Here is a 17,751-nt window from a genome sequence, read left to right as displayed (position 1 = left end):
CTACCTCCTCTGTTCCGTTACCGCCCGAAAAGTATTTACGACTACGCCTGTTTCGTCCGGAACAAGGTGCAGCACGGTTGAATGAATATTATATGCTTCCAGTGTATGAATCATGAAGTCTTTTAATTCATCATACGGTTTGCGCTTGTCGATCAGGGTAAGAATGGTAGGCCCGGCTCCTGACAGCGCCACCCCCAGCGCTCCATATCGATGAGCCTCTTTCAGAATTTCTTCCAGTCCGGGCACCAACTGCAGGCGGAAGGGCTGGTGGATCACATCCTCCATGGCCGCGCCAAGCAGCGATAAATTCCCCGTGGCAAGGGCCGCAATCAACACGCCGGCATGACCGGTTGTGAAAACAACATCCTTGCGGCTATACATGGTTGGCAGCACGTCCCTTGCTTTTTCCGTAGATAACTCAAAATCCGGGATAACGGCAAGGGCTTCCAGATGTTCAGGAACAGGAAGGCGTACATAGGGTACGTCCTTTTCGCCGATAAACGCCACGATAATTCCGCCAAAAAAAGAGGCGCCTACATTGTCGGGGTGCCCCTCCAGTTCAGCGGACATCCGATATAATTCATCGTTGGTGAACGGTTTGCCAGACAGTTGATTGGCGGCAACGAGCGCCCCAACAATCGCGGCTGCGCTGCTCCCAAGCCCCCGTGTAAGTGGAACCTCGGAATCAATATCAATGATGAGTTCCGGCGTCCCGTACCCTGCACGCTCAAATACCAGGCTTGCCACCTTATAGATAAGATTCGTTTTATCCAGCGGCAGTCCCTCTAGCTTATCGCCATGCAGGCGGATCACGGTCTTATCCGCTAACTCCATCGACACGGTCGTATAAAGCTGAAAGGCCATACCGACCGCGTCAAAACCGGGGCCAAGATTGGCTGTGCTGGCCGGAACCTTTACTTCTACTCTCCAGCCCTTCAAGTTAGACACCCGCTTTCTCGGCAATGATGCTTAAAACTGCTTCCTCCGTACTTTCCACCACAACCGGTTCAACACCAACCGCCTTTAATGCAATGTTCGGGTCTTTCAACCCATTTCCTGTAAGGACACAGACGACCTGCTGTCCCTGTTCAATGAGCCCTAATTTGCGCATTTTGATGACGCCGGCAAGGGAAGCGGCCGAAGCCGGTTCAGCAAATATGCCCTCACTGGAAGCCAACTTGCGGTAAGCCTCAAGAATTTCATCGTCCGTTACCATGTCAATGCGGCCGTTTGATTCATCCTTTGCATTCACAGCCAAATCCCAGCTCGCAGGGTTTCCAATGCGGATAGCGGTGGCAAGTGTTTCAGGGTTTTCAATTACTTTCCCCTTAACAAGGGCAGCGGCCCCTTCCGCTTCAAAGCCAAACATGCGGGGCAAATTGTTTACTTTTCCCGCCTCTCTGTACTCTTTAAACCCTTTCCAATAGGCCGAAATATTGCCTGCATTGCCTACCGGAATTGCGAGAATGTCCGGCGCTTTACCGAGCTCATCGCACACCTCAAACGCAGCGGTCTTCTGTCCTTCCAGGCGATATGGATTCACGGAATTTACAAGTGTAATCGGGTGTTTGTCGGTAATGTCCCGCACGATTTTCAGCGCCTGGTCGAAGTTTCCTTCGATAGCTATGATTTCAGCTCCGTAAATGGCCGCCTGGGCAAGCTTGCCGAGTGCAATATTATTATTTGGAATCAGGACGATACAGCGGAGGTTCGCGCGGGCAGCATACGCTGCAGCCGCAGCCGACGTATTGCCTGTCGACGCACACATAATCGTGTGGCTTCCTTCTTCTACGGCTTTGGCCACCGCCATAACCATTCCACGATCCTTAAATGAACCGGTTGGGTTTAAGCCCTCGTATTTGAAATAAATCTCCAACTTCAATTCTTCAGATAATTTCGGAGCAAATATAAGCGGTGTATTTCCTTCGTGAAGAGTGAGCCGCGGTGTTTTTTCCGTAATCGGTAAGTACCCTGCATATCGTTCAAGTAAACCTGCCATTATTCTTCCTCCCCACCTTCTACCCGGTATAAACTTTTAACTTGAAGCACACTATCAAGTTTATCTAATTCTTTCTCGACGTTAACGATATTTCTGCGCGTTGCCTGGTGGGTGACCATAATAATTTCGGCCTCTCTTCCCCCTCTATACGGCTGCTGAATCACTTGTTCCAAGCTTACATCATGTTCGGCGAGAATGCGAGTAATTTGCGCAAGTACGCCCCTCTTATCGTCAACGATTAACCGCAGAAAATATTTGGAAACAATCTGCTCATCTGTCTTTAAATATTTTTCCTGATATGGTGCGACACTGCCCCGGCCGTTTACGCCAAGCTTCATATTTTTCACTACGGTTACCAGGTCGGATACAACCGCTGTAGCTGTCGGAAGTTCCCCGGCTCCGGGCCCGTAAAACATCGTTTCACCAACCGCCTCGCCATATACGTATACTGCATTAAATACGCCGTTCACGGAGGCCAGTGGATGCGACTTGTGAATGAGTGTTGGCTGAACGCTGACCTCGATCAGATTATCATCGCGTTTGGCTATTCCAAGCAGTTTGATTTCATAACCCAATTTCTTCGCATAGGAAATATCTTCGGCACTCACGCGGGAGATCCCCCTGCTATCCACATCCTCAAGCCTCATGTCCACATGGAATCCAAGCGTGCTGAGAATCGCCATTTTGCGGGCTGCATCATGGCCTTCCACATCGGCTGTCGGATCGGCTTCCGCATAGCCTAACTCCTGCGCCTCTTTTAACACCTCTGCATAGTCGGCGCCCTCTTGGCTCATTTTGGTCATGATAAAGTTGGTGGTTCCGTTTACGATCCCCATCATTTTCGTAATCCGGTCAGACGAGAATCCTTCCACCAGGGCACGAAGAATCGGGATACCCCCGGCTACGCTCGCCTCATAGAAAACATCGCAACTTTTCTCCTGCGCTTTCTTCAAAATTTCAGCCCCGTGCAACGCCATTAAATCTTTATTGGCCGTAACGATATGTTTGCCATTCTCCAGCGCCTGCAGAATAAATTCTTTAGCCGGGTGAATGCCTCCGATGACTTCGACCACTACATCAATATCCGGGGAAGCAACCAGTTCCATGGCATCCGTCGTGATCAACTCTTTCTCAATCGAGATGCTGCGCTCTTTGTCGGTATCCTGCACAAGAATTCTTCTAACTTCAATCGATAACCCGGTCTGGTTTTGCAAATCCTGCTGGTGTCCCTGAATAATCCGGACAACCCCGGTTCCGACTGTTCCCAGTCCCATTAAACCTACCCTCACTGTTTGATTCATCCTAATCTCTCCCTATTCACGATTGTTTTAACCTCTGCCTACGATTACTGCCCGCTTGACGCCCTCCAGCCCTTGCAGTTCATCCAAAAATTCGGTGGTAGGCAGCAGCAGACCAGCCGTATCAATCGACAACGCCACATTGGCCATCCCCTGCAAAGGGATGGTCTGGTTGATGGTCAGCACATTCCCCCCTCTGTCCGCTACGAACGACAGAACTTTCGAAAGGATACCTGAACGATGTTCAAGATTTAGCGAGACTGTTATAATCATCTCACGCATCATCGAGTTGAATGGAAATATACTATCTTTATATTTGTAATACGCACTTCTGCTTAGCCCGACTTTTTCAACAGCTTCATGAACCGTCTCCGCTTCCCCGGATTCAAGCAGTTTTTTAGCTTCGATCGTTTTCGTAATCGATTCTGGCAAAATATCGGCGCGTATTAGATAAAACATTTCATCCGGATGGCTCATGTTCGTCCTCCCTAAAAAAACAACTGTTTATGTATAATGGACATTATACGGGTAAGAAGAGAATTACACAAGGGGCATTTACACGAAAAAGCCCGTTCCATTAATTGGAACGGGCTTGCCTGCAAACAATACGGGTCAATCTACAAACTCAAACTCCAATTTTCCGATCCGAACAACATCTCCGTTCTCGGCGCCTTTTTTGCGCAGGGCTTCATCCACTCCCATGTTGCGCATCAGGCGTGAGAATCGCTGAATAGAGTCGCGGCTGTTGAGGTTCGTCATCTTGACGAGCTTCTCAAGTTTTTCTCCTTCCACCACGTATATTTCATTTTCTTTGTAAACGGTAAATTCATCCGCTTCTTTCTCCGCTTTGTAAAGCACAGAGGTTTCAGGATTAACGGCCTCTTCCACGGTCGGTATCAGCGGGATTTCATCGAGTTTATCGGCAATGGCGTACATTAATTCACGGATCCCCTGGCGTGTGGCAGAAGAAATCGGATAGAGCGGAAGGTCGCCGACTTTTTTGCGGAATGCTTCCAGATTTTCTGCCGCTTCGGGAATGTCCATTTTATTCGCCGCGATAATCTGTGGTTTATCTTCGAGGTCCTTATTGTAAAGCTTTAGTTCTTCGTTAATTTGCACGAAATCTTCGTATGGGTCACGCCCTTCAGAGCCTGACATATCTACCACATGCACAATGACACGCGTCCGTTCCACGTGGCGCAGGAATTGATGTCCTAATCCCACCCCCTCATGAGCCCCTTCAATAAGCCCCGGCAGGTCAGCCATAACGAAGCTTCGTTCTTCATCCAGATCAACTACGCCAAGATTCGGCGTAATCGTTGTAAAATGATACTCCGCAATTTTTGGGCGCGCCGCCGATACAACAGAAAGGAGAGTTGATTTTCCCACGCTCGGAAACCCTACGAGCCCGACATCCGCAAGAACTTTTAACTCGAGACGCACATAGCGCTCCTGACCTGGTTCCCCGTTCTCCGCAATTTCCGGTGCAGGGTTGGAAGGCGTAGCAAAGCGTGTATTCCCCCGGCCCCCTCGGCCGCCTTTTGCAATAACCGCCTGCTGCCCGTGCACAGTTAAATCGGCGATTACCTGTCCGGTGTCATCATCAATGACGGTCGTGCCCGGCGGTACGCGGACTATTAAATCTTCTTCCGCCGCCCCATGCTGGCTTTTGGTGCGGCCGTTTTCCCCACGTTTAGCCTTAAAATGGCGCTGATAACGAAAATCAACCAGCGTACGCAGCCCTTCGTCAACGACAAACACGACGTCTCCTCCGCGCCCGCCATCACCGCCGGCCGGACCACCCATCGGCACATATTTTTCCCGGCGAAAAGCAACCATTCCATTGCCGCCATCGCCGCCTTTTACATAAATTCGAACACTATCTACGAACATTCATGAATTCCACCTTTATTTCTGCGCTTGTATCCTAGAAAGGAAAAATACATTCGATAACCGATTCTTCTTCCGTATGGATTTCCACTGTAAACATCGCGCCTTCCTTTTCCGCTCTTTGGCGCAGCTCGTCCAGCTCGATTTGAGCTCTTCCGGCATCCAGCCGCCCGTTAAAGTCGACCACGATGCGCAAACTTCCCCTTATGTAGTGAAGGGTGAGTAAAAGCGTGTTAGGTTCTCCATTATTACAGAACGAATATTGTTCATACGGCTTGATAAACGACAGGATAAACTCACCCAGAAAGTCAGTGCGGCTTGTCACTTGATGCAAACTAAACGGCTCCGGTATTTCTACTTCAAGCTCAACATCAGGGTGGATTGCGTTAAAAGACAGCAAATGTTCAACCAGTGCAGGGCAGTCTAAGCCTGAAATAATGGATTCCCGGGTCATTTGGTCAATCAAACGATAAATGTATTCTTCGCACATCGGATACTTTTTAAGCTTTAAATAACCGAGCAGCACTTGCATATGATTTAGCAAATCATGCCTCTGGTATTTTAATACCTCAGTTAGTTTATCCACGCCATAATTTCCCCTTTATCGAAACTCCCTCCATTTTACCACATCTAGCCTTTTTGTACGATGCTGTTTGTCTACACATTATTCTTTCTCCGGAGTTTATCCGGGATTCGATTCACGTCTTATTCCAATACGGTAACTACAGGAGCAAATCCATCACAGGTTTTCCCCAGAAGCCACTGCCCGGTTCTAAATTGAAGATCACGTGCGGATAAATCGTTTCCTGCACTGTACCCATACACATAATCCAGGGCTTCTTCTTCCGCAACATTCTTCGCCGTTTTTCCGATGACGATAACCAGCTCCGTCTCATAGTCAAACGCCGCCTTCAAAATGGGGCCAAATTCGATGGTATCCTGAGAAATAATTAAATGACCATCTTTTCTAGAAATCACTTGATCCACGAGGCGTTGAAGATTTTCAAATCCCTCTTCTCCGCTCGCTATAAGAGCATCGATTGTACCAGGAAGCCCTTGATTATATTCGGCGCTTGCCTGGTCCACATCAATAATCCCCTCGTCCGTTTGTACACCTAATACAAGTTGATTACCTTTTCTAAAATGAAGTATTTTCATTGACGATTCCCTTCCTGTTTCTGGGCCGCAAAACAGTCGGTTATAAGGGTCCCTTCTTTGAGCTCTTTCATGCATATTTTAACAAAAATTCGCATTAAATTACTCCATAGAAAAAGGCTGCCGACATCAGTCAGCAGCCTTTTTCTATTCATCAGCTATGAAGTTAGCTATTACGCTTCGCTTGCTACAGCTTCAACCACAACTTGCTTGCGGTCACGGCCAAGACGTTTGAAACGAACGATACCGTCTGTTAAAGCAAACAGTGTATCGTCGCCGCCGCGGCCTACGTTTGCACCAGGATAAATTTTTGTGCCGCGTTGACGGTACAAAATGTTACCTGCTTTTACGAATTGGCCATCCGCACGCTTCGCACCCAGGCGCTTCGCGATAGAGTCACGGCCGTTCTTCGTGCTACCTACCCCTTTTTTAGAGGCGAAAAATTGAAGGTTCATTTTTAACATGAAAGCCACCTCCTTATCGTTTCTTCTTATCGTTCACTTTGACAAACGAACCGTATTCCAAGGCTACCGACTTCAGGGAAGCAATCATTCCTTCCAACAGCAGTTGCACCTTCTCCCGCAGTTCTTCCGGGTATTCTTGCGGAACCGCACAGCGAAGGTAGCCGTCCTCCCCCTGCGTTACGGCCAGAGGCGTTTTCAGAAGCATTTCAATCGCATTTAACATACCGAAAGAAATGCCCGACACCGCCGCACAGACGATATCTTCTCCGGGGTTGGCGAAGCCGGCATGTCCGTCAATCGTCACTTCCGCCACTGTATGGTCAGCGTGACGTTTCACGTTCACCGTAATCATCGGAATTTACGCGTTAATCGCTTCGATAACAACTTTAGTGTACGGTTGACGGTGACCTTGCTTACGGCGATAATTTTTCTTCGCTTTGTATTTGTACACGATAACTTTCTTGCCTTTACCGTGACGTTCTACTTTCGCTGTAACGGTTGCCCCTTCCACTAAAGGAGCTCCCATTTTCACACCGTTCTCTCCGGAAACAAGCAATACACGATCGAACGTAACGTTCTCGCCGTCAGCTTGCGGAAGCTTCTCAATGTAAAGCTCCGTGCCTTGTTCTACTTTGTATTGTTTCCCGCCTGTTTCAATAATTGCGTACATAAACTGCACCTCCTTTATATACTAAGACTCGCCGGCACAGGCGCAGCAAGGCCGCTGGCTTATAACCTGTTTCGAGCGGTTGTAGTATGCCTGAGGTGTCAGACACACTGATCAACAAATAATAGATTATCATATTACCAGTCGTATTGCAACGATTAGTTTTGGGCGTGAACCTCTTGAGCCCTGCGCAATACCTCTTCTTCCGTTCCTGTAAAAGCAATACGGTAGTGCTGTTCGCTCATACATTCGTTGTCTTTAAGATAAATCGCCAGCCCAAGCTCTTTTTCAAGCTGCCTTAGCGGTTCCTTTTTGTTTTGCTTATAATGGTCGAGAATATGCGGGTGCGCTTCGAGCAGCACCGCCTCTGCGTGAGAACCGCGGCTGTATTCCCTAAGTTCACGCTCCATTCTGCCGATCACGGAAGCTTCCGAAAGAATACGGCCGGTCCCGCCGCATGTTGGACACGGGCGGGTCAGCACCTCTCCAAGGTTTTGCCGCACTTTTTTTCGCGTCATCTCCAGGAGACCGAGCTGGGTGAACCCAAGCAGATGCGTTTTTGTCCGGTCTTTCCGAAGTTCGGCCTCCATGCAGGCCTGTACACTTTTGCGGTGTTCTTCTTTAGCCATGTCGATAAAATCAACGATAATAATTCCGCCTACATCACGTAGTCGCAGTTGTCTCGCTATTTCGGCACAGGCTTCCAGGTTCGTTTTCACAACGGTGTCTCCCAGTTCCGATTGTCCGACATACTTGCCCGTATTGACATCTATCACGGTCATCGCTTCCGTCTGGTCAATCACAAGGTAGCCGCCGTGTTTCAGCCAAACTTTGCGTTTAAGCGCCCGCTCCATCTCACCTTCGACTGCATAATAGGAAAAAATATCTTCTTTTCCTGTATACAGCCTGACTTTTTCCTTCAATTCGCGGCTGTCGTGACTCAGCAAATCACGAACCTCGGCATAGTGAGAACGGCTGTCAATGATAAACTCATCGACTTCCTCACTCAACATATCGCGAACCACGCGGGATACGAGGTCAATTTCCTGATAGATAACAGCGGGCGGCTTCTTGTGTTTTCCAGTTTCCCATGCCCGCTGCCACTGCGCCCGCAAGAAAAGGATGTCGTCTTCAATTTCCTTTTTCCCTACCCCTTCAGCGAGCGTTCGAATGATGACGCCTTCTTCCGTTCCAAGGGTAGTAAACGCAATCGTACGGAGCCGCTCTCTTTCCTTTTCATTCTTAATCCGGCGCGACACTCCCACATAGCGGACATTAGGCATAAACACAACAAACCGCCCGGGAAGAGACAGTTGGGTTGTAACGCGGGCCCCTTTCGTGCCGACCGGTTCTTTGCTTACCTGAACGAAAATTTCCTGTCCTTTGGTCAGAACTTCCCGTATGTCCCGTTTCTTTTCTGTGCTGATATCTCCCGGTGGAAGACAGTCGTCCACATATAAAAATGCATTTTTATCCGTCCCAATATCCACAAAAGCAGCCTGCATCCCCGGCAGGACATTTTCTACTTTTCCTTTATAGATGTTGCCGACAACCCGGCGATCGACGGGCCGCTCAATATACAATTCGGCCAATCGGCCGTCCTCCAAAATCGCAATCCGGGTCTCGCGGCCGGCACAGTTGACGATGATTTTACGCAAATGGTGCGCCCCCTTGTCAGTGCATGTGGTTCCCTGTTTTTCTTATTTTACCGTAAAAGCAGCTCCACTGCACAATGTGGGGTCTTTGTGAAATAATACGTCAGTATTTCTTGCTCAGAGATCGCTTGATAAGCCGAATAAGCCCTGTCGTTTACCAGGAAACTATGATAGCGCCCGCGTTTTAGCTTTTTTGTAATCTCGAACAGCGTATGCTGCCGGTTTACCCGTACCTTCCGAACAGGGAGGTTTTTCAACTTGTCTATTCTTTGATACCTTGCAAGGAGAAAACGGAGAAACTGAAAACGCATCTGCCTGTATGACATAATATTGCTAAAAAAAAGATAGCAGGCCACCGCTACTCCGTTTAACTGGGGGGAAGACTGCCTGATGCTCCAGATAAATATGAAAAGGGAACCGATGAGTCCGGAAGCGATGGAGACATAGATAGATGTCCGATACGTAAAGGTTAAGCTGCACACGGTATGCAGAATACGCCCGCCATCGAGCGGCCAGATCGGGAGTAAATTAAATCCCCCTATCGCAACGTTGCCGTACATAAAAAAAGCCGCCCACTCAGGCGCCCATAAACCGGATCGCTGCAGAAAATAGCCGACTGTTATTAGCACTCCATTCATGAGTGGTCCTGCCAATGCGACCACGATTTCTTCTACCGGGCGCGTATTCCCCCATTCATCGACTTCCGCAACCCCGCCAAACGGCAGAAGTTCTATTTTTCTTACACGCCAACCATAAGCAAGGCCTGCTGCCACATGTCCGGCCTCATGGATAAGGACAATCATAAACAGTGTAATCACCTGCACGAACTGCCCGGTGAGCAGCGCAAACAGCATAATCATCCAGAATAATGGGTGGACATGAAAGGTCATGTTACTCAAAACGCACCACTTCCTGCGGATTGACAAATCCACCTTCTTTCTTCACGGCAAAATAAACCGGCTTACTGGTTTTCCCGTCCTGCAAGGCTTTGCCTATCGGATGCTGTGCGTCTACCCAGTCATTAACTGATACGCTAATTTCGCCTAACCCGCCGTACCACGTTTCCATTCCACGGGCGTGTTCAATGATGACGGTTTTGCCAAGACCATCCTTTACCCCGGCAAACGTGATCCATCCCTTATCGATCGAGTTAATGACGGGATTCTGCGGTGTAAAATACAGCCCGTTTCCCTGCTCTGCGTACGTTTTTACGACTTTTCCGGGGGCTGGTGCCTTTAGCAGCGTCGTCTTCGGCTCCAGCACCGGCTTAGCCTGATTGCCAAGCGGGCCTATCGAAGGCAGCATCATCGGAACCGCCCCGAATTTTTTCTCATACCAGGCCGACATCGCCTGAAAGTCATACGAGCGTTTCATGACGTCGTTTAGCATCGCCCGATACTTATCCGCACCGTTAAATTGACCGTAGCGAATGCCATACGCCGCGCTCAGCAGGCAGAACGAAACCACAATCCGGATAAACCATTTGTCTCTGCCTGTCCGCCGAACCGGCTTTTTCCTGTACGACGAAAAATGCGCCGCATGTCGATGATGCATGTGAGACGAGTATGGCTCCTCCGACGGATGATGCATTCTCGACGGGTAATTCGGCTGCGCGGATGAAAGCCACTCAGGTTCATCCTGCCACGGTCTGGCTTCTTCCCCTTGGTACGGCAGAGGGATTTGGCTGTCATCTTCAAAAAAATAGGAAGAATAGGTGTCTTCCATCTGCTCTCTCAGCCGGCGTACCCGTTCTTCCCTGCGACGTTTAATTCCGTCCGTATCAAAATAACTCATATAAAAACCCCCTTATCGTTAGCCTCATAGTACAAGTGTATGAGAACAGGGACAGGGGTATGTTTCCATCTATTCAAACATTAACTTTTTCCTTCGCATTCCTACATTCATGACCATGCCCATCACAAGAAAGTTCGAAATGAGAGAACTCCCTCCATAGCTAATAAAAGGCAAAGGAATTCCTGTTATCGGCATGAGTTGAATGGTCATCCCGATATTCTCAAATGTCTGGAATACAATCATTCCAATGACGCCGGCGGCAATATAGGAGCCAAATGTGTCCTTGGAGTCCATCGCAATGCGAACCATTCGGTACACCATAAAAAAGAAAAGAAAAACCAGGATACTGGAACCGACAAAGCCAAGTTCCTCGCCAATAACGGTAAACACAAAGTCACTTTCCCCTACGGGAACCCATCCGTTTCGCGCCTGCGTCCCCCCGTCAATTCCCTTGCCAAGCAGTTGCCCGGAACCGATGGCAGTCAGCGATTGGCGCAGCTGGTACCCTTCCTTTGGGTAAGCGTCCGGGTTGAACCACGACTCAATCCGCATCCACTGATACGGCTTCATTATTTTAAAGAACGCATCTTTATTAAAGTTGTATAAATACGCCAGTCCCACGAACACGAGGGAAATGCAAAAACCAAGAATAACAAAGTATTTGATAGGGGTTCGGGCCACGGTCAGCATACTGAAAAGAATGCCTGTAAACACAAGAGCCGTTCCGAGGTCCGGCTGGATTAAAATAAGCAGCAGCGGTACGCCGATCAGCAAAACAGCCGGCACAATCTCCCTTAGGCCAAGCGCCTCGTCCTCTTTTTCGTCTTTTTTGGAAAGAAATCTGGCAACCGTTACAATAACAAAAATCTTCATCAATTCGGAGGGCTGAAAGTCCATAAACCCAAGCTGATACCAGCTGTGGGCATTGTTTTTGGCAGGCATAAACAGCACGCCGATAATGAGCAGCATGCCAAACGCGTAGAGCCCGTACGAGAGGTTGCCAATGGAATGATAATCAAACAGCAGGACAATGGTCAAAAACGCAAACCCGACTCCATACCAGATAATTTGCTTCCAATGGTAATTGGCGTCAGGTTTGGCACCCGAAATACCGATAAAACTAAAGATGCCAAGCATAATCAAAACGATGATCAGCAGCCAATCCAGATTGCGTAAATACCTTTTATCCAAATCCATTCTTTGTCCTCCGCATCCTCCCCGCTGCCTCCAGCCTTCACCGCATGCCGAACAGACGTTTCACTTTACTCATAAACCCCTTTGATTCGTCGAGATTAAGAAAAGGAACTGAATCTCCGAGCATGCGCCGGGCAATGTTCCGATAGGCAATTCCCGCTTTGGAATCATGATTCATCGCCACAGGCTCTTTTAAATTCAAATGCTTAATCACTTCTTCATCATCCGGAACATATCCGATCGGATCTACCGAGAGCATAGAAACGACATCGTCTACATCCAGCATATCCCCGTTCTTTGTCATATGCGGACGGATGCGGTTGACAACTAAATACGTTGCTTCCATGTTCTCCTGTTCCAGCAGGCCAATTACCCGGTCCGCATCGCGGATAGATGAAACATCAGGCGTGGTCACGACAATCGCTTTATTGGCACCAACGACCGCATTTTTGAAACCCTGTTCGATTCCTGCCGGACAATCAATCAATACGATATCGAAATCCTGTTTTAACTCCTCAATCAGCTTTACCATTTGCTCGGGCGTAACAGCCGTCTTATCCTTTGTCTGCGCGGCGGGCAGCAAAAAAAGCAAATTGTCAAAGCGTTTATCTTTAATTAGGGCCTGGTTTAGCTTGCATGTTCCTTCAACCACATCAACCAGGTCACATATAATACGATTTTCCAGACCCATAACCAAATCGAGATTGCGCAGGCCAATATCCGTATCGACCATGCATACTTTCTTGCCGAGCTGTGCAAGCGCCGTCCCAATATTAGCAGTCGTCGTTGTCTTCCCTACTCCCCCTTTTCCTGAAGTAACGACAATGGCTTCCCCCATGCTTACGCCCCCTCTTATTTTCTCTATCGCTCTTGCTTTATAGTCATTTTACAACGTGATGTCCCCAATTTGAGGACGGATTTTATGTAATTGAGTCAATTTTTCGATTGCCATGCGGCCATCCAGCAAATAAGCAAACTCCATTTCGGTACTGGCCGTCTCCCATTCATCCGGCGGACGGCTAATCACCCCCGCTATCCGGAGCTGGGTAGGAACCATCGTATACGCCGCAATAATACATTCGGCGTTGCCTTCACAGCCGGCATGGGCGGTTCCCATCAACGATCCGAGTACAAAAATATTGCCGGTACACAGGATAAGAGCTCCCGGATTGACATCGCCAAGCACAAGCAAATCCCCATGCTGGCTAATAATCTGGCCGGATCGGACCGTTTTCGAATAAATCCGGATTTGAGCGGATAATTTTTCCCGCAGCGCGTCTTCTTTCGTAATGACTCCCGTTTCTATCGCTTTGATCACCAGATTGCCGCGCGTACGCAAGATTGCGACCAGCCGTTCCTCCTGCTCGGCGTTTAGATACCGCATGCCGAGATTTACGGTAATGCGAATGACCGGGCCGGTCAGGATCTGCTGGTGACTATTTTCTACCTTTTCCTTTAATTCCGTAAATAGATCCTCCAGAGAGCAAGTATCATCCAGATAGAAAACGAGGCCCTCTTTGGTCCCTTTAATCATCACATTTTGTTTTACTGTCATCATAGCCAAAGATTCACTCCATCTGAAATAGTATTCGCCATAGAGTATCTATTTCCTGCCAACCACCTAAGCAAGCTGGTTCTTCTTACTTTCCGCTGCGGTAAGCATCCTGCTCATCGGACGAAAGATAAGCAGCGCGAACAGTGTATTAAACAGCACCGTCGGAACCATTTCCTGCAGGAGAAGAGTATTCAGGCTAACTTCCGCCATATGAAAAAGATGATAGAGACCGTAGACGATCCATTCGTTCATGAAAGTTGCCAGAAGAATGGTTGTGGTCACAAGCAGCAGACTTTGGTGGAAATAGCGGGCACACAAACCTGCCAGGTACCCTGTTAGTCCCATCGTAAAAGCATAGACCCCGATTACGTCGGTATAGACAACGTCATACAGCAAGCCAAAAAGCAGGCCGTAAACGAGGGCCTTCCGTCTACCCAGGTAGAGGCCGATAAAAACAATCCCTACCAAAACAAACCGGGGAGTAATAATCCATGAAAGCCCCCACGCTGCGGCTCCTATCACTTGAACGACCGTGCCTTCTATCAAAAAAAACAGAAATATAACAGCGGAAATAATACCAAGTCTCATCTATATGTCCACCTTTCCCGCACTATGGGGTACTGTTCGTTTGATTCCCCTGGCCTGCAGGCTTGTCGTTCACTACAAACTTACGTTGAACGACAAAGACTTGTTCGAGCTGATAGAAATTAGCCAGGGGTGCAACATAGGCGGTTTGGGTCAGTCCATAATCCCCTTTGGCGACACCTTTAACCTGACCGATTACCAGCCCCTGCGGCATCACTCCACCCATCCCGGACGTTGTCACATAATCCCCATTCTTGATCGGCGTCTGCAGCGGAATTTTACTCATGACCAGCCAGTTTTTGTTCAGGTCAAAATCAAAGCTATCAATAATTCCATAAATGGGCTGCTGCCCGGCAATGACAGCCGATATATAATTGCCTTTCTCGATATCCATTAATAATTCTACCTGGGAGGAAAAAGTAGAAACGCTGCGGACGCGGCCAATTAAGTAGCCCTCTGAAGACAGTACCGCCATGTCCGGCTTAATCCCGTCATTGCTTCCCTTTCCGATGGTGATCAGGTGGTTCCATCTGTCCGGGCTTCTCGCAATAACGTCCGCGGCAATCGAATTATACGCGCTTAATTTTTTATCCCGGATATCCAGCATTTTACGCAGCTGGTCATTTTGATACTGGATTTGCTTAAGCTGTGTAGTTACCTCTGCATAATGGTCGAGTTCTGCCTTCAACTGCCGATTTTCTTCATAGATATGATACATTTGCTTGATATTCCCAAAGAATTGAGCGGCCGCGTTGGTCGGTTTATAAAAAACCCCCTGCATAAACGATACCGTGTCCCGCGCAAAACGTTCCGGCAAGGTAGGAAAAGGGCGCTCCTTTACGGTAGCACCCATTATAACAACCAGTACAATCAGTCCGATTAATAACGCAATTAATCGTTTATTCCCAAAGAAATTGGACACCTACAACACCCGCTTATCGACCGCGCTGTGAACGCGCTGTAATCCCTGACTTTGATTTAAATAAATGAATGTTTTCGAGCGCACGCCCCGTCCCTATCGCCACGCAATCAAGTGCGTTCTCCGCAACAATCACCGGCATGCCGGTTTCTTCCGCCAGCAGCTTATCCAGATTGCGCAGCAGAGCTCCACCACCTGTGAGGACAATTCCCCGATCCATAATATCGGCCGCAAGTTCCGGCGGACTTTTTTCGAGGGTAATCTTCACCGCTTCCACAATGCTTGATACCGTTTCGCTCAGTGCTTTGGCGATTTCCTGGGATGTGATTTCAATCGTTTTCGGCAGGCCGGTAATCAAATCGCGGCCGCGAATATCCATCGTTTCGGCTTGAGCAGGCGGAATCGCTGATCCAATTTCCATTTTAAGCGTTTCGGCCGTACGTTCCCCAATCATCAGGTTATAGTTCTTCTTGATATACTGAATAATCGCTTCATCCATTTCATCACCCGCTACACGGATCGACTTGCTTGTTACAATCCCGCCGAGTGAAATGATGGCTACTTCCGTTGTCCCGCCACCGATGTCAACTACCATGCTTCCGGTTGGTTCCCATACCGGTAAATCTGCGCCGATAGCTGCAGCGAACGGCTCTTCAATCGTAAACGCCTCTCGCGCACCCGCAAGTTTCGTCGCATCTTCCACCGCGCGCTTCTCTACAGCGGTAATCCCTGAAGGAACACAAACCATAACGTTCGGTTTGCGCGAAAACAGACCGCGTGTTTTCTGGGCCTGATCGATAAAATATCGAAGCATCGTCGCGGTCGTTTCAAAGTCAGCAATAACCCCGTCTTTCATCGGGCGAACCGCAATGATATTTCCCGGCGTGCGGCCAATCATGCTTTTTGCCGAGTTTCCTACGGCTTCAATGCTGCCTGTGTCGGTACGAATAGCGACCACAGACGGCTCGCGTACAACGATCCCTTTTGATTTTGCGTATACAAGAGTATTGGCTGTTCCCAGGTCAATCCCCATATCTCTGTTAAAACTACGAAACATTCCAGTGTATCTCCCTTCGTGATAAACCCATATGTAGTAACATGACAATTATACGTAAACGGCAGGCTTTTTCAAGAAGGAAACTATTGGAGATTATTTAAAATGTCCCTTTTCCTTCAAGCTGTAAAAACGCCCGTCTCCGATAATAACATGATCAAGTAATTCGATGCCAAGAATGCGGCCGACTTCCTGTAACCGATGCGTCACATCAATGTCTTCCCTGCTTGGCGCAGGATCACCGCTCGGATGATTATGGATGCAAACGATTGAAGCGCTGCTTTTCCGAATGGCTTCCTTAAATATCTCACGCGGATGGACGATGGACGAATTCAAGCTGCCGATAAAAATCGTTTTCCTATCCAAAATCTGATTTTTCGTATTTAAATATAAGCAGACAAAATGTTCCTGTGTGAGGTACCGAAGTTCCTCCATCATGACATTCGCAACATCCTGCGGCGAACGCACGGCCGCCCGACCGGCTCCCGTCGAAACCGCAATGCGCTTGCCAAGTTCAAGGCCGGCCATGATTAAAAGGGCTTTTGCCGGGCCAATGCCGCGTATAGCGGTCAGCTCTTCGTACGTGATCGTCTTCAGCCCCCGCAGTTCCCCCACCTTGTTGAGCACACGGCAGGCGAGCGACATGACCGATTCCTCTGTCGAACCTGTCCGGAGCAGAATCGCCAGCAGCTCCGCATTGGAAAGCGAATCCGCCCCCGCTTGAATCATTCGTTCTCTTGGCCTGTCTGCCGCAGGGATATCGCGAATCATCGGATGATACTGCGGCAAAAGCATGTCCTGTTCATGCATACTAAAACTCCCCCATTTACCATTCAGATAAGGGTTCTTAGCTGCCGCTGCATGCTGCACCCTGAAGGCCGGCGCTTACACTGGCCTTCAGAATAATTGTACACCAAATTCTTCCAAAAAGTCACTCAGCAAATGGAGCGGAAGACCTACGACAGCGAAATAATCGCCTTCCATCCGGGATACAAACGTGGCACCATACCCCTGAATGGCATACGATCCGGCCTTGTCCATCGGCTCACCGGTCGCGATGTAGCTCCGTATCCGCTCTTCTGAAAGCGGCCGAATAAAAACCCGGGTCGCTACATGGCCAGTTCTCTCTTTACCCGCTGTATCCAGAACACAAACACCTGTGTAAACCGTATGTTCTCTCCCCTGCAGACAAGTCAGCATCCGGAAAGCCTCTTCCTCGTCGGCCGGCTTTCCCAGAATGTTATCGTCGAGCACCACAACGGTGTCCGAACCGATAACAAGCGTGCGCTGTGCCTGAATTCGCCCGACAGCCTGTGCTTTACGCTGTGCAAGGATTTCCACATACCTTGCAGGGGTAACGTTGTCTTCCACCGTTTCATCCGCCGCGCTCGGCTGGATGGTAAAAGGTAAGCCGAGACCCCGCAGCAGTTCCTGACGCCTTGGCGAAGAGGAGGCTAAAACGATAGGTACTTCTGTTGCTACCATCATATCCACCTGCTTTGTAAATGTATAAGCAAGTATA

21 protein-coding genes and 1 other annotated feature are annotated in these 17,751 nt (G+C 48.8%); all 21 genes read right to left on the bottom strand.

Translation table 11 applies throughout. The features are described 5' to 3' along the window. Complete coding sequence (gene thrB / locus H525_RS0102620) at positions 1 to 939, bottom strand: homoserine kinase (RefSeq protein ID WP_027414904.1); 939 nt, start codon at positions 937 to 939, stop codon at positions 1 to 3. Between the two features lies 1 nt (position 940). Beyond that, complete coding sequence (gene thrC, locus H525_RS0102615) at positions 941 to 1,999, bottom strand: threonine synthase (protein ID WP_035099706.1); 1,059 nt, start codon at positions 1,997 to 1,999, stop codon at positions 941 to 943. After that, positions 1,999 to 3,300, bottom strand: coding sequence for a homoserine dehydrogenase (locus H525_RS0102610; protein ID WP_027414902.1), 1,302 nt, complete (start codon positions 3,298 to 3,300; stop codon positions 1,999 to 2,001). The genes thrC and H525_RS0102610 overlap by 1 nt, the downstream gene beginning before the upstream one ends. 27 nt (positions 3,301 to 3,327) lie before the next feature. Then, positions 3,328 to 3,774: an ACT domain-containing protein gene (locus H525_RS0102605; protein ID WP_027414901.1), complete on the bottom strand. Its 447-nt coding sequence runs from the start codon at positions 3,772 to 3,774 to the stop codon at positions 3,328 to 3,330. Between the two features lie 135 nt (positions 3,775 to 3,909). After that, positions 3,910 to 5,190 carry a GTPase ObgE gene (gene obgE, locus H525_RS0102600; RefSeq protein WP_027414900.1) on the bottom strand — a complete coding sequence of 427 codons (1,281 nt, stop codon included), beginning with the start codon at positions 5,188 to 5,190 and terminating at the stop codon, positions 3,910 to 3,912. Positions 5,191 to 5,224: 34 nt separating this feature from the next. Then, on the bottom strand, positions 5,225 to 5,773 hold the full coding sequence (locus H525_RS25300) for a Spo0B domain-containing protein (RefSeq protein ID WP_051330751.1): 549 nt from the start codon (positions 5,771 to 5,773) through the stop codon (positions 5,225 to 5,227). A gap of 119 nt (positions 5,774 to 5,892) precedes the next feature. Continuing rightward, positions 5,893 to 6,345 carry a fumarylacetoacetate hydrolase family protein gene (locus tag H525_RS28885; protein WP_051330750.1) on the bottom strand — a complete coding sequence of 151 codons (453 nt, stop codon included), beginning with the start codon at positions 6,343 to 6,345 and terminating at the stop codon, positions 5,893 to 5,895. Between the two features lie 170 nt (positions 6,346 to 6,515). Then, the gene (gene rpmA, locus H525_RS0102580) at positions 6,516 to 6,806 is read right to left on the bottom strand and encodes a 50S ribosomal protein L27 (RefSeq protein ID WP_027414899.1); all 291 of its coding nucleotides are present in this window, start codon (positions 6,804 to 6,806) and stop codon (positions 6,516 to 6,518) included. 13 nt (positions 6,807 to 6,819) lie between these two features. Continuing rightward, positions 6,820 to 7,158: a ribosomal-processing cysteine protease Prp gene (locus H525_RS0102575; protein WP_027414898.1), complete on the bottom strand. Its 339-nt coding sequence runs from the start codon at positions 7,156 to 7,158 to the stop codon at positions 6,820 to 6,822. 6 nt (positions 7,159 to 7,164) lie between these two features. Beyond that, the gene (gene rplU, locus H525_RS0102570) at positions 7,165 to 7,476 is read right to left on the bottom strand and encodes a 50S ribosomal protein L21 (protein ID WP_027414897.1); all 312 of its coding nucleotides are present in this window, start codon (positions 7,474 to 7,476) and stop codon (positions 7,165 to 7,167) included. A 14-nt stretch (positions 7,477 to 7,490) separates the two neighbouring features. Further along, positions 7,491 to 7,567: a sequence feature (ribosomal protein L21 leader region), on the bottom strand. Positions 7,568 to 7,631: 64 nt separating this feature from the next. Beyond that, positions 7,632 to 9,131 (bottom strand): Rne/Rng family ribonuclease, encoded by a 1,500-nt coding sequence (locus H525_RS22540; RefSeq protein WP_051330749.1) that lies wholly within the window; start codon positions 9,129 to 9,131, stop codon positions 7,632 to 7,634. A gap of 47 nt (positions 9,132 to 9,178) precedes the next feature. Continuing rightward, positions 9,179 to 10,018 carry a M50 family metallopeptidase gene (locus H525_RS22535; RefSeq protein ID WP_155837087.1) on the bottom strand — a complete coding sequence of 280 codons (840 nt, stop codon included), beginning with the start codon at positions 10,016 to 10,018 and terminating at the stop codon, positions 9,179 to 9,181. A gap of 1 nt (position 10,019) precedes the next feature. After that, on the bottom strand, positions 10,020 to 10,922 hold the full coding sequence (locus H525_RS0102555) for a M23 family metallopeptidase (protein ID WP_027414896.1): 903 nt from the start codon (positions 10,920 to 10,922) through the stop codon (positions 10,020 to 10,022). Positions 10,923 to 10,991: 69 nt separating this feature from the next. Then, on the bottom strand, positions 10,992 to 12,119 hold the full coding sequence (gene rodA, locus H525_RS0102550; protein ID WP_027414895.1) for a rod shape-determining protein RodA: 1,128 nt from the start codon (positions 12,117 to 12,119) through the stop codon (positions 10,992 to 10,994). A 37-nt stretch (positions 12,120 to 12,156) separates the two neighbouring features. Next, positions 12,157 to 12,954, bottom strand: coding sequence for a septum site-determining protein MinD (gene minD, locus H525_RS0102545; RefSeq protein ID WP_027414894.1), 798 nt, complete (start codon positions 12,952 to 12,954; stop codon positions 12,157 to 12,159). Between the two features lie 48 nt (positions 12,955 to 13,002). Beyond that, complete coding sequence (gene minC / locus H525_RS0102540) at positions 13,003 to 13,674, bottom strand: septum site-determining protein MinC (RefSeq protein WP_027414893.1); 672 nt, start codon at positions 13,672 to 13,674, stop codon at positions 13,003 to 13,005. A gap of 63 nt (positions 13,675 to 13,737) precedes the next feature. Next, positions 13,738 to 14,259: a rod shape-determining protein MreD gene (gene mreD / locus H525_RS0102535; protein ID WP_027414892.1), complete on the bottom strand. Its 522-nt coding sequence runs from the start codon at positions 14,257 to 14,259 to the stop codon at positions 13,738 to 13,740. Between the two features lie 22 nt (positions 14,260 to 14,281). Beyond that, a complete protein-coding gene (gene mreC / locus H525_RS22530; RefSeq protein ID WP_035099704.1) occupies positions 14,282 to 15,178 on the bottom strand; it encodes a rod shape-determining protein MreC in 897 nt (298 codons plus the stop codon). 13 nt (positions 15,179 to 15,191) lie between these two features. Then, a complete protein-coding gene (locus H525_RS0102525; RefSeq protein ID WP_027414891.1) occupies positions 15,192 to 16,232 on the bottom strand; it encodes a rod shape-determining protein in 1,041 nt (346 codons plus the stop codon). A gap of 93 nt (positions 16,233 to 16,325) precedes the next feature. Next, a complete protein-coding gene (radC, locus tag H525_RS0102520) occupies positions 16,326 to 17,000 on the bottom strand; it encodes a RadC family protein (protein ID WP_035099746.1) in 675 nt (224 codons plus the stop codon). A 126-nt stretch (positions 17,001 to 17,126) separates the two neighbouring features. Continuing rightward, a complete protein-coding gene (locus tag H525_RS0102515) occupies positions 17,127 to 17,714 on the bottom strand; it encodes a Maf family protein (protein ID WP_027414889.1) in 588 nt (195 codons plus the stop codon). Positions 17,715 to 17,751 lie beyond the last annotated feature (37 nt).

Source organism: Aneurinibacillus terranovensis DSM 18919 (assembly GCF_000430625.1).
In the GTDB taxonomy this organism is placed as follows: domain Bacteria; phylum Bacillota; class Bacilli; order Aneurinibacillales; family Aneurinibacillaceae; genus Aneurinibacillus_B; species Aneurinibacillus_B terranovensis.
Note: the sequence above shows the minus strand (reverse complement) of the source record. Positions and strands in the feature narration are given on the sequence as shown.